We start from the raw sequence: 11870 nt of genomic DNA on the forward strand, positions 1-11870 counted from the left end.
GGACGCGACGGCGGCCCGGGGGGTTGCGCGGTCGCCGGCGGCGCCGGGGTCCGTGGTGCGGTGCATCAGATCCGCCTCCGCGTGCTCTGGCGGGAGATGGTGCGCGCGTCGAGGCCCGACAGACCGCGCACGGCGACGTACGCCTTCTCGTGGGTCGGCAGCGAGACGCGGCCGCGCAGGACCGCCTCGGGCTCGCGCTCGATGCGGTCGAGGAGGCGGCGGTAGATCCCGGCCATGGCGGCCACGCAGGCGCCGCTGCGCCGGTCGAGGAGCGGCAGCAGCCGGTAGCCCTCGACGAACAGGGCGCGGGCGCGCCGGACTTCGTGGTGGACGAGTCCGGCGAAGTCGGAGCCGGCGGGGGCCCGGTCGCTGCCGAAGCCTTCGGAGCAGCCGAACTTGGCGAGGTCCTCGGCGGGCAGGTAGGTGCGCCCGTTCGCGGCGTCCTCGCGGACGTCGCGCAGGATGTTGGTGAGTTGCAGGGCGAGGCCGAGGACGTCGGCGTACTCGTCGGCGCGGGCCGCGTCGGGGCCGGTGGTGCGCACGGTGCCGAACACGCCGAGGGAGAGCCGCCCGATGGCGCCGGCGACGCAGCGGCAGTAGACCTTCAGGTCGTCCCAGGTCTCGTACTCCTGACCGCGGACGTCCATCAGGACCCCGTCGATGAGTTCGTCGAGTCCGCCGAGCGGGATCGGGAAGCGGCGCGCGGCGTGCGCGAGGGCGACGGCGACCGGGTCGGTGTCGTCCTCGTCGATCCCGCCGGAGCGGACGCGGCCGAGGAGCGCGCGGGTCTCCTCCAGCCGGGCGAGCTTCGCCTCGGGCGGGAGCGTGCCGTCGCCGATGTCGTCGACGCGCCGGGAGAAGGCGTACAGCGCGGACATGGCCTGCCGCTTGTCGGTGGGCAGCAGGCGGATGCCGTAGGCGAAGTTGCGTGCCTGCGTCCCGGTCACGGCCTCGCAGTAGCTGTAGGCCGCGATGACGGGTGCGGACGGTACGGACGCGTGTGTGGGGCCCTCCACGTTGGGGCTCACCCCTTTCTCGGCGCTGTGCGCAGGACGGCGGCCACCTCGCGGAGCAGGCCGCTCCGGGTGGGCTTGGGCGGTCCGGGAAGTACGTCGAACCCGGCGTCCGAGACCGCTCTCAGGGCGGCGCGCCCTCCTCCGACGAAGCCCGCGAGCAGCAGCCGGAGCCGGCCGTGGACGCTGCCCACGAGCGGGAGGCCCTCGTCCAGGAGTCCGCGTGCGCGGTCGGCCTCGAAGGCGATGAGGGCCCGGACGGACGCGCCGGCGGACGGCGCTTTGAGGTCGGCCTCGGTGACGTGGAAGCGGCGCATGTCCTGCGCGGGGAGGTACACGCGGTCGCGGCCGAGGTCCTCGGGGACGTCCTGGAGGTGCTCGACGATCTGCAGGCCGGTGCACACGGCGTCGGAGAGGCGGACGCGCTCGGGGGTGCTCGTGCCGGTGAGGGAGAGGACGAGGCGACCGACGGGGTTCGCGGAGAGCTCGCAGTAGGCCAGGAGGTCCGCGTACGTCTCGTAGCGCGCGACCCGCTGGTCCTGGCGGTTGGCCTCGATGAGACCGAGGAACGGCTCCGGGGTGAGGCCGTGGGCGCGCACGACGGGCGGGAGCGCCGCGAGGAGGGGGTGGCGCGGGGGGCCGTCGGTGCCGCCGAAGACGCGCAGGAGGTCGACTTCGAGGGCGTCGAGCAAGGCGGTGCGGTCGTCCGCGGCCGCCGGGTCGAGGCCCAGGAGGACGGCGTCCCGGCCGCCCGGGGCGAGGTCCCCGTCACCGATGTCGTCGACGAGACGCGCGTACCCGTAGACCGCCGTCAGGCCGTCGCGCCAGGCGCGCGGCAGGAACGCGGGGGCGACGGGGAAGTTCTCCGCCGCCGCCTTGCCGAGGGTCGCGCGCGCGTGCGGGTCGAGGGTCCCGTCGGGGGCTCCGGGGCCACCGGGCCGGATGCCGTGCCCGGGGGTCACCGCCCGCCGCCCGGGGCGGGGACGGCCACTGTGCCTGGGGGCCGGAGAATTCCCGTAGCCATTGCCGTCACATCTCCCGTTCTACACTGCCGACCCAAGTCATCCTATTTCGGACACGCCGCCGGAGTTTACCCGGGGTACCCGGGGAGTTTCGGCTGCGGGGAATCGTCCCCTCTTGGCGCGATTGAGAACTGGTCCAGCTTACGCTGTACAACGTCGCGAGGGCCTATCGGGTATTCACCGGACCGGGGAATGTCGCCCCGCCCCGAATTCCGTCGCGGCCCGCGTCCCGCATACGCCCCGCTCCCGGCGGCGCCCCGGCGCCGCCCGCACGGCGAGGCCCCCGCCGCACGGAGCGGCAGGGGCCCGAAACCTGCGAGGATCCGGTCGGTCAGTGGCTGCCGGTGGCCTTTTCGTACGCCGCGACGACTTCCTCGGTGGGCCCGTCCATCAGGAGTTCGCCCTTCTCCAGCCACAGCACCCGGCTACAGGTGTCGCGGATGGACTTGTTGTTGTGGCTCACGAGGAAGACCGTGCCGGCCTTCTCCCGCAGTTCACGGATGCGCGCCTCGGAGCGGACCTGGAACTTCCGGTCGCCGGTGGCGAGCGCCTCGTCGATCATCAGGACGTCGTGGTCCTTGGCGGCCGCGATCGAGAAGCGCAGGCGCGCCGCCATTCCCGAGGAGTAGGTGCGCATCGGAAGGGAGATGAAGTCCCCCTTCTCGTTGATCCCCGAGAAGTCGACGATGTCCTCGTAGCGTTCCTTGATCTGCTCGCGGGTCATGCCCATCGCGAGGCCGCCGAGAACGACGTTGCGCTCGCCCGTCAGGTCGTTCATCAGCGCGGCGTTGACGCCGAGCAGGGACGGCTGGCCGTCCGTGTAGACCTTGCCGGACTCGCAGGGCAGCAGCCCGGCGATGGCGCGGAGCAGGGTGGACTTGCCGGAGCCGTTCGAGCCGATCAGGCCGATGGCCTCGCCGCGGTAGGCGGTGAAGGAGACCCCGCGCACCGCGTGCACCCGGCGCACACCGGGGGCCTCGCCCTTGCGCCGTCGGACGATCTTGCTGAGCGCGGCGGTGGCCGCGCCCTTGCCGGCGCCGCCGGTGTTGACCCGGTAGACGATGTGGACGTCGTCCGCGATCACTGTCGGGACGTGCCCGTCGGTCTTTTCAGCCACGGCCGTAACGCTCCTCTGCCTTCCAGAAGTACACGAAGCCGCCGAGGCCGATCACCACGGCCCAGCCCACGGCGAAGAGCCAGACGTGCGGGGGCAGGTTGCTCGCGCCGTAGTCGTCGATCAGCGCGAACCGGATGAGGTCCATGTAGATCGCGACCGGGTTCCACAGCAGCACGTCGCTGATCCACTGCGGCTGGTCCTTGAGGTAGATGCCGATCGGGAACATCACGCCCGAGGCGTACATCCAGGTGCGCATCACGAACGGCATCAGCTGCGCGAGGTCGGGGGTCTTCGAGCCCATCCGCGCGAAGATCATGGCGAGGCCGGTGTTGAAGACGAACTGCAGCGCCAGCGTCGGGATCACCAGCAGCCAGGAGAGGCGCGGGTAGTTGCCGAAGCTCACGGCGATCACGAAGACGACCACCATCGAGTACAGCAACTGCTGGAGCTGCTGCAACGAGAAGGACACCGGCAGCGCGGCCCGGGGGAAGTGCAGGGCGCGCACCAGGCCGAGGTTGCCGGAGATCGCCCGCACGCCCGCCATCACCGAGCTCTGCGTGAAGGTGAAGACGAAGATGCCCATCATCAGGAACGGGACGTAGACGCCCTTGGGCATCTCCTTGCCCGCGCCGAGGATCAGACCGAAGATCAGCCAGTAGACGGCCGCGTTCAGCAGTGGGGTCGCCACCTGCCAGACCTGGCCGAGCTTCGCCTGGCTGTACTGGGCGACCAGCCTGGCCCGGGAGAACGCCATGATGAAGTGGCGCCGACCCCAGAGCTCGCGGACGTACGCGCCCAGAGGGGGACGGGCCCCGCTCACGGACAGGCCGTACTTCCTGGCGAGCGCCTCGGGGCTCAGTCCCGCGTCTTCGGACACCGGCCTGCTCGTGGCGATGGCGCCGTCGTGGGTTGTGTCACTCACAAGTCGAAACTTTCCGTCTTCAAGATGCGGCAGAAGGGGCATCGGGCTGGAACGAAGGACCCGTGAACCGGGCCCATCGTCGCAGACACGGGCTTGTCAGATGACAGGCGGTCGGCCGAGCCGGGTCAGCCGCCACACGGTACGCCACTTCATCGGACGTCTGGGACCGCAGGGGGTGGTCCAGCCCTCCTTGAAGCCGCCGAACCAGGCCTTGAGGGCGGGCGCCGACGGCTTGCGCACCAGCGTCAGCGCGAGCCATACGCCCAGGTAGACCGGGACCAGCGGGGCCGGCAGGTTCCGGCGGGCGAGCCACACCCGGTTACGGGCCACCATACGGTGATAGACCGCGTGCCGGGAGGGGGCCGTCGTCGGGTGCAGCAGAACCATGTCCGCCCGGTAGTCGATCGACCACCCGGCGTCGAGGGCCCGCCAGGCCAGGTCGGTTTCCTCGTGGGCGTAGAAGAACTCCCCCGGCAGGGTTCCGACCTGCGCGAACACCTTCGTACGGACGGCGTTCGCGCCGCCGAGGAAGGTGGTGACGCGGGAGGAGCGCATCGGGTCCGAGGCGCGCAGCCGGGGCACGTGCCGACGCTGGGTGGCGCCGGTGTCGGGGTCGGCGATGCGGAAGCTGACGATGCCGAGCCGGGGGTCCTCGGTGAAGGCCTGACGGCACAGCTCGGCGGTGTCGGTGCGCTCCAGCAGCCCGTCGTCGTCCAGGAAGAGCAGGACGTCGACGTCGCGGCCGGCGGGGCCGAAGGCCTCGATGCCCGCGTTGCGGCCGCCGGGGATGCCCAGGTTCTCGGGCAGCTCGACGGTGCGGACGCCCTCGGGGACGCCCGTCTCCGCGGTGAGGGCCACGCCCTGCCCGACGACGACGACCTCGACCGGGTCGCCGTCCTGCCGGGCGACCGACTCGATCAGGGCCTTGAGGTCGTCGGGGCGGTTGCCCATGGTGATGACGACCGCGCCGACGCGCAGCGGGGCGCTCACCGGAGCCTGCTCGACGCGAGGACGGAGACCAGGTGCAGCACGGTCTGCAGCAGGGCGATGCCGGCGAGGACGGCGACACCGAGCCGGGTGAAGAACAGGTCGCCCCGGACCTGGTCGAGCACGGCCAGCAGCAGGATCAGCAGAGAGGCCTCGATGCCCAGGACCAGGCGGTGGAACTTCAGCGCGGCCGCGGCCCGGCGGGCCAGGGCCATGCCGGAGGAACGCGGCTCGGAGGCGGACTCCTGGACGGGCGGCTTGCCCACCTGGTGGCGGGCGACGCCGACCAGGTCGGTCTCGGCCTTGATCAGGATCGCGCCGAGCGCCGCGAGGGTGCCCAGGAAGGCCCACAGCCAGTCGATGCGGCCGGTGCCCCACAGGTCGGAGGCGCGCAGGCCGAAACCGACCAGGACCGCCGCGTCGCACAGGTAGGCGGCGACCCGGTCGAGGTACACCCCGGTCAGCGAGTACTGCTTCTTCCAGCGGGCGACCTCGCCGTCGACGCAGTCGAGCAGCAGGTACAGCTGGACCATGACCACGCCGAGGACGGCGCCCCACACGCCGGGCACCAGCAGGGCCGGGGCGGCGAGGGCGCCGGCCACGGTCATCACGTAGGTCAGCTGGTTCGGCGTGACCTTGGTGGTGACGAGCAGGCGGGTGATGCGCAGGGAGATCTCGCGCATGTACAGGCGGCCGCCCCAGTGCTCCCCGCTGCGCCGGTCCTTCACGCCCGCCGGGTGAACGACGGGCCGGAGTTCAGCTACGGATGGTCTTGGCATAGTCGGAGTAAGCGTCCCTGATCTCGGCGGCGGACAGGTTGAGGTGTTCCAGGATGGTGAAGCGTCCCGGACGGGTCTGGGGGGCGTACTCGACGGCCGCGACGAACTCCTCGACGCTGAACCCGATCTCCTCGGGCAGCACGGGCAGTCCGTGGCCGCGCAGGACCTCGACGAACAGTCCGGTCTTCTCGGCGGCCCCCCGCAGGTGCATGGCGAAGGCGGCGCCGATGCCGACCTGCTCGCCGTGCAGCGCGGAGCGGCCCGGGTAGAGCAGGTCGAAGGCGTGGCTGATCTCGTGGCAGGCGCCGGAGGAGGGCCTGCTGTCGCCGCTGATCGACATGGCGATGCCGGACAGTACGAGGGCCTCGGAGAGCACGGTGAGGAACTCGTCGTCGCCGCAGCCGCCGGGGTGGCGGAGGACGGACTCGCCGGCGGTGCGGGCCATCGCGGCCGCGAGGCCGTCGACGGCCTCGCCGGTGATCGCGTGCGAGAGCTCCCAGTCGGCGATGGCCGAGATGTTGGAGATCGCGTCGCCGATGCCCGCGCGGATGAACCGCACCGGGGCGTCCTTGATCACGTCGAGGTCGATGACCATCGCGATCGGGGTGGGCACCCCGTAGGAGCCGCGTCCGTTGTCGTTGTCCAGGATGGACACCGGGGAGCAGATCCCGTCGTGCGACAGGTTGGTGGCGACGGCCACCATGGGCAGGCCGACCCGCGCGGCGGCGTACTTCGCCACGTCGATGATCTTGCCGCCGCCGAGGCCCACGACGGCGTCGTAGCGGCGGCCCTTTATGTCGTCGGCCAGTTTGACCGCGGAGTCGATGGTGCCGTCGACGACCGGGTACCAGTCGGCGTGCGGCAGGACGGGCTCCAGCTTGGCGCGCAGCGCCTGACCGGAGCCCCCGCTGATCGCGATGGCGAGTTTGCCGGACGCGGAGATGCGCTGGTCGGCGAGGAGGCCGGCCAGGTCGTCCATCGCCCCTCGGCTGATGTCGACGACAACGGGCGAGGGGATCAGCCGCGTCAGTACTGGCATGCGATCGTCCGGCCCTTGGCGAGGTCGTCGTGGTTGTCGATCTCGACCCACTTGACGTCACCGATGGGAGCGACGTCGATGGTGAATCCGTCGTTCACGAGCTGCTGGTAGCCGTCCTCGTAGTAGAGGTCGGGGTCGCGCTCGAAGGTGGTCCTCAGCGCCTCGGCCAGCTGCTCGGCGGCCTCCGGCTCGATCAGCGTGACGCCGATGTACTCGCCCGTCGCGTCGGCGGGGTCCATCAGCTTCGTGATCTTCCGCACGCCCTCGCCCTCGGCGGTGACGACCTTCATCTCCTCGTCGGCCAGGCTCTTGACCGTGTCGAGGGCGAGGATGATCCTCCGGCCCTCGCCGCGGGCGGCGAGCAGGGTCTTCTCGACCGACACGGGGTGGACGGTGTCACCGTTGGCGAGGATCACGCCCTGCTTGATGACGTCACGTGCGCACCACAGGGAGTAGGCGTTGTTCCACTCCTCGGCCTTGTCGTTGTCGATCAGCGTGATCTTGACGCCGTACTTGGCCTCCAGCGCCTCGCGGCGCTCGTACACGGCCTCCTTGCGGTAGCCGACGACGATCGCGACCTCGGTCAGGCCGACCTCGGCGAAGTTGCCGAGCGTCAGGTCGAGGACCGTCAGGCTCTCCTCCTGACCCTCGGGGCCGACGGGCACGAGGGCCTTGGGCAGGGTGTCGGTGTAGGGACGCAGACGGCGTCCGGCACCGGCAGCGAGTACAAGGCCGATCATGCTGGTTCTCCTTCGTCATGTACGGCGGGTGCTCCGGAGGAGACCCAGAAGCGGATGCTCTCCACGAGCACCACCAGTGCCACGAACACGGCCATGGCCGTGAGCGCGACGGGGAACGCGTCACGGGCGAGGACGGTGGCCAGGACCACGGTCAGCAGGACCCGGCCCTCGTGGCCGCCGGTCGTCCGCACCAGCCAGTACGGGGGCGCGCCCGAGCCGCCGCGGATGCGGTAGACCGTGTCGTAGTGATGGTAGGCGACCGCCGCGACCAGTCCGAATGCGGCGGGAAGGGCCCCGGGGACGTCCGCCTTCCAGGCGAGGGCGAGCACCGTCACGTACTCGGCGAACCGGAAGAACGGCGGGATCAGCCAGTCGAGGGGGCCCTTCAGGGGCCGCTCCACCGCCGCGCCGGCGAGGAGGACGTAGAGGGCCGCGGTCCCGATCAACCACGGGTCACCGAAATCGCGGGTGACGGCGCCGCCGGCCATGAGCAGGGACACGAGGCCGGCCAACCACACCGCGGCGCGGTCGGGCCGCCGACCCCTGGGGCCGCGGGTCCAGGCGAGCACCGCGGAGTCGGCGAGGTCCGCGAGGGCCCGCGCCGCCCGGTCGGTGCGGGTCGCCTTGCGGGTCAGGGAGCGCAGGACCCGCCCGGCGGTCGTGTAGAGGGCTCCGAAGGCGCAGCCGATGAGCAGCGCGTAGAAGACGATCCGTGGGGTGGTGACGGCGGTCAGGACCGCGATCATCGCCCAGCGCTCACCGATCGGCAGGATGATCATCCGCCGGACCCAGACGGTCCAGCCGACGCTGTCGAGCCGGCCGGAGAGGGCCGCGGTGGGGCTCGTGTTGGCGGTCGCGTCGTGGTTCGCCTCGTTGAAGGAGAAGTCGACGACGTGCCGGCAGGTCATGAGGACCATCGCACCGAGGGCCAGGCCCCAGACGTCGTCGCCGTTCCTGGCCGCTCCGAGCGCGAGGCCCGCGTAGAAGGCGTACTCCTTCGCGCGGTCGAAGGTCGCGTCGAGCCAGGCGCCCATCGTCGAGTACTGGAGCGAGTAGCGGGCGAGCTGCCCGTCGGTGCAGTCCAGGACGAAGGAGACGAGCAGCAGCACACCTGCCGCGACGTAGCCCCAGCGGTCGCCGGTCGCGGCGCAGCCCGCCGCGATCAGCGCGGTGATCAGCGAGGCCGTGGTGACCTGGTTCGGGGTGAGGCCGCGGCGCGCGCACCAGCGGGCGATGTAGCGCGAGTAGGGGCTGATGAAGAAGGTGGTGAAGAAGCCGTCGCGGGACTTGACGGCGGTCCGCAACCGGACGGCCTCGTCGTCCACGGCCGCGACCGCCGCGGTGGCGCTCGCTCGCTCCGCGTCCCCGGCGGGGACGGCGGCGACGAGCGTGCCGAGTTCGGGTCGCTGGACCGTGGTGCCGGAGCCTTCGACGGCGACGGCGAGCCGGTCGGGGTAGGACCCGGTGCCCAGCGCCTCGGGCGCGAGGGCCACGGCCTCGTCGAGGGCTGCCCGGGCTGCGCCGCGCACGGCGAGCGCGCCGGTCACCGCGCAGGCGTCGAAGCGCGGGTCGGTCAGTGCGAGGCGCAGGGCGTGGACGTGCCCGACGAAGGCGCTGTCGACGACGGCCACGCGCTGGTCGGCCGGTACGTCGGCCAGGGCCGCGGCGGCGTCTTCGGGACCGGTGACCGGGCGGACGTCGAAGCCGAGCGACAGCAGCTCGTCCGCAAGCGGCGATCCGGGTACCGGCGGGCCGGTGAGGATGACGGTCGGCAGACGAACTCACTCCTTGCAGCGCGTACGGGACGGCCGCCGCGAGGGGCGGCGGCACGTCGGCAGAGGCTATCGGATGAATGGAAGCCGGCATTCATCAGCTGTTTACGGCCGGATGTTACGGTGGACGAAGACGCGTTCGACTTGTGTAAACGCGTCCGTGGACATCTGGTCGGCACACGAGCGGGAAAGAGGTGGGGTTGATGACCGTCGTAGTGGTCGCAGCCATGCGCGGCGAACTCCGGGACATCCCCTCTTCCTTCCGGGCGTCCGGCCGGGTCTGATCGCACCGATCGACCCCGTCGGCCGGAGCCCCTTTTCAAGGGTTCACGTTGACCGACCACACCAGTAACACCCGTTCCTCTTCCGAGGCCTCCTCGGCCTCCGATCCCGCCGTCCCTTCGGGCGCCTCCGACGAGGCCGTCTTCGCGGCCTTCATGGAGTTGCACCGCGGTCTGCCCCGGCAGTCCCCGGGCTCCGACGCGTCCACCCGCCGGTTGCTGTCCCTGTGCGGACCGCTGCCCGAGCGGCCGCGCGTCCTCGACATCGGCTGCGGCCCCGGCCGCAGCGCCCTGCTGCTCGCCGCCGAAGCGGGCGGCGCGGGCCTCGCCGAGGTGACCGCCGTCGATCTGCACGAACCGTTCCTCGACGAGCTCCGCACCGCCGCCGCGGCCCGCGGACTCGGCGACCGCGTCCGGGCCGTCAAGGCCGACATGGGCGCACTCCCCTACGAGGACGGCTCGTTCGACCTCGTGTGGGCGGAGGGTTCCGCCTACGTCATCGGCTTCGACCGGGCACTCGCGCTGTGGAAGCGACTGCTCGCACCCGGCGGCACTCTCGTGCTGAGCGAGTGCGAGTGGACCGCGGCGCGACCGTCCGCCGGGGCGCGGGCCTTCTGGGACCCGCAGTACCCGCTGCGCCTCCCCGCCCGGAACCTCGCCGCCGCCCAGGCGGCCGGGTACCGCGTGCTGGGCGTCCACCCCCAACCGGACTCCGACTGGGCCGAGTACTACGGCCCGCTCGGCGAACACGTGCGGACCACCGAGGCCACGACCGCCGCGGCGCGGGTGGCGCTGGCCGCCGTGCGCGAGGAACTCGACGTACGGGAGCGGCACGGGCACGAGTACGGGTACACGGGTTACGTCCTGCGGGCACTGACCGCCGGCGGCGACGGGCGGTGGCCGGCCCGGCCGGAGACCCCGGCCGACGTGGCCGCCGTACGCGCCGTCAACCTGGCCGCCTTCGAGGGCCCCTCGGAGGCGGACCTCGTGGACGCGCTGCGCGCCGACGGGTCCTGGCTGCCGGGGCTCTCGTACGTCGCCGAGGCACCCGACGGGGCGGTGGCGGCGCACGCCCTGCTGACCCGCTGCCAGGTGGACGGCGTGCCGGCGCTCGCGCTCGCCCCGGTCTCGGCCGATCCCGCGGTGCAGCGTTCGGGGGCCGGGAGCAGCGTCGTCCGGGCCTTGCTCGCGGCGGCCCGGGAGCGGGGGGAGGCGTTGGTCCTAGTCCTCGGGCATCCCGAGTACTACGCGCGATTCGGCTTCGTGCCGGCGTCGCGGTTCGGGATCCGGGCGCCCTTCGACGTGCCGGACGAGGCCATGATGGCGCTCGTGCTGGACGACGGCGTCCCGGTCCCGGCCGGCACCATCCGCTATCCCGCCCCGTTCGGCGTCTGATCCGCCGCGCGTGACGAGCTGATGCTCCGCCCCCCCTCACCTATCACGCGATGGGGGGCGGACATGCGTGGATCACGCGAAGTGGGGATGAGCCCGTTTTGTACGGCAGACTGAAGGTCGAAGTCCGAAGCGAAGGATGGGTATGCCGACCACACCAGCCACCGCCGCGCAGAGCGGGTTCCCCGGCGCCGGCACTCCGGAAGCGATCATGCTCGAACTGGTCGACGAAGCCGGCAACACCATCGGTACGGCGGAGAAGTTGTCCGCCCACCAGGCCCCCGGCCTGCTGCACCGGGCGTTCTCCGTGTTCCTCTTCGACGAGCAGGGCCGGCTGTTGCTCCAACAGCGGGCCCTCGGGAAGTACCACTCCCCCGGCGTCTGGTCGAACACGTGTTGCGGTCACCCCTACCCCGGCGAGTCCCCGTTCGCGGCCGCGGCCCGGCGGACGCATGAGGAGTTGGGGCTGTCCCCGTCGCTGCTCGCCGAGGCCGGGACCGTGCGCTACAACCATCCGGACCCCGCGTCCGGGCTGGTCGAGCAGGAGTACAACCACCTGTTCGTGGGACTCGCGCAGGCCGGACCGGAGCCGGATCCGGAGGAGGTCGGCGACACCGCGTTCGTCACCGCCGAGGAACTGGCGAAGCGGCACGCCGAGGTGCCGTTCTCGGCCTGGTTCATGACCGTGCTGGACGCGGCGAGGCCCGCGATCCGTGAGCTGACCGGCGACAACGCGGGCTGGTAGGACGTCCACGAGCCGGCGGGCGCGTCCCGTGGGCCGGTACGGCCGCGGACGGCGTGACGTC

11 protein-coding genes are annotated in these 11870 nt (G+C 71.8%); 2 read left to right on the forward strand and 9 right to left on the reverse strand.

The window, feature by feature from the left end; genetic code table 11:
• Nucleotides 1-65: 65 nt before the first annotated feature.
• The 9 genes from hpnD to ACZ58N_RS14600 all read right to left on the reverse strand — a co-directional run bounded on the left by hpnD (nucleotide 66) and on the right by ACZ58N_RS14600 (nucleotide 9394).
• A complete protein-coding gene (gene hpnD, locus ACZ58N_RS14560; protein ID WP_471158948.1) occupies nucleotides 66-1028 on the reverse strand; it encodes a presqualene diphosphate synthase HpnD in 963 nt (320 codons plus the stop codon).
• Nucleotides 1025-1957, reverse strand: coding sequence for a squalene synthase HpnC (gene hpnC / locus ACZ58N_RS14565; protein WP_471159238.1), 933 nt, complete (start codon nucleotides 1955-1957; stop codon nucleotides 1025-1027). Before hpnC ends, hpnD begins: the two co-directional genes overlap by 4 nt.
• Nucleotides 1958-2366: 409 nt before the next feature.
• Nucleotides 2367-3152, reverse strand: a complete 786-nt coding sequence (locus tag ACZ58N_RS14570) for an ABC transporter ATP-binding protein (protein ID WP_471158950.1) — start codon at nucleotides 3150-3152, stop codon at nucleotides 2367-2369.
• On the reverse strand, nucleotides 3145-4074 hold the full coding sequence (locus ACZ58N_RS14575) for an ABC transporter permease (protein WP_471158952.1): 930 nt from the start codon (nucleotides 4072-4074) through the stop codon (nucleotides 3145-3147). The genes ACZ58N_RS14570 and ACZ58N_RS14575 overlap by 8 nt, the downstream gene beginning before the upstream one ends.
• Before the next feature lie 96 nt (nucleotides 4075-4170).
• Complete coding sequence (locus tag ACZ58N_RS14580; protein ID WP_471159241.1) at nucleotides 4171-5025, reverse strand: glycosyltransferase family 2 protein; 855 nt, start codon at nucleotides 5023-5025, stop codon at nucleotides 4171-4173.
• Between the two features lie 35 nt (nucleotides 5026-5060).
• The gene (locus ACZ58N_RS14585) at nucleotides 5061-5840 is read right to left on the reverse strand and encodes a CDP-alcohol phosphatidyltransferase family protein (protein WP_471158954.1); all 780 of its coding nucleotides are present in this window, start codon (nucleotides 5838-5840) and stop codon (nucleotides 5061-5063) included.
• A complete protein-coding gene (locus tag ACZ58N_RS14590; RefSeq protein WP_471158956.1) occupies nucleotides 5818-6879 on the reverse strand; it encodes an iron-containing alcohol dehydrogenase family protein in 1062 nt (353 codons plus the stop codon). Before ACZ58N_RS14590 ends, ACZ58N_RS14585 begins: the two co-directional genes overlap by 23 nt.
• A complete protein-coding gene (locus ACZ58N_RS14595) occupies nucleotides 6867-7619 on the reverse strand; it encodes a phosphocholine cytidylyltransferase family protein (protein ID WP_471158958.1) in 753 nt (250 codons plus the stop codon). Before ACZ58N_RS14595 ends, ACZ58N_RS14590 begins: the two co-directional genes overlap by 13 nt.
• The gene (locus ACZ58N_RS14600; protein WP_471159243.1) at nucleotides 7616-9394 is read right to left on the reverse strand and encodes a DUF5941 domain-containing protein; all 1779 of its coding nucleotides are present in this window, start codon (nucleotides 9392-9394) and stop codon (nucleotides 7616-7618) included. The genes ACZ58N_RS14595 and ACZ58N_RS14600 overlap by 4 nt, the downstream gene beginning before the upstream one ends.
• A gap of 434 nt (nucleotides 9395-9828) precedes the next feature.
• Here ACZ58N_RS14600 and ACZ58N_RS14605 point away from each other — a divergent pair, with 434 nt between their 5' ends.
• Nucleotides 9829-11067 (forward strand): GNAT family N-acetyltransferase, encoded by a 1239-nt coding sequence (locus ACZ58N_RS14605; protein ID WP_471159245.1) that lies wholly within the window; start codon nucleotides 9829-9831, stop codon nucleotides 11065-11067.
• Nucleotides 11068-11209: 142 nt separating this feature from the next.
• Nucleotides 11210-11809 (forward strand): isopentenyl-diphosphate Delta-isomerase, encoded by a 600-nt coding sequence (gene idi, locus ACZ58N_RS14610; RefSeq protein WP_471158960.1) that lies wholly within the window; start codon nucleotides 11210-11212, stop codon nucleotides 11807-11809.
• Nucleotides 11810-11870: the final 61 nt, after the last annotated feature.

The organism is Streptomyces sp. NPDC040432, assembly GCF_055595445.1.

What these genes read in the sequence shown, in the direction of transcription:
- ACZ58N_RS14580 (WP_471159241.1), bottom strand. Translation starts at nt 5,025, where the DNA reads ATGGGCAACCGCCCCGACGACCTCAAGGCCCTGATCGAGTCGGTCGCC.
- ACZ58N_RS14590 (WP_471158956.1), bottom strand. Translation starts at nt 6,879, where the DNA reads ATGCCAGTACTGACGCGGCTGATCCCCTCGCCCGTTGTCGTCGACATC.
- idi (WP_471158960.1), top strand. Translation starts at nt 11,210, where the DNA reads ATGCCGACCACACCAGCCACCGCCGCGCAGAGCGGGTTCCCCGGCGCC.
- ACZ58N_RS14585 (WP_471158954.1), bottom strand. Translation starts at nt 5,840, where the DNA reads ATGCCAAGACCATCCGTAGCTGAACTCCGGCCCGTCGTTCACCCGGCG.
- ACZ58N_RS14605 (WP_471159245.1), top strand. Translation starts at nt 9,829, where the DNA reads ATGGAGTTGCACCGCGGTCTGCCCCGGCAGTCCCCGGGCTCCGACGCG.
- ACZ58N_RS14595 (WP_471158958.1), bottom strand. Translation starts at nt 7,619, where the DNA reads ATGATCGGCCTTGTACTCGCTGCCGGTGCCGGACGCCGTCTGCGTCCC.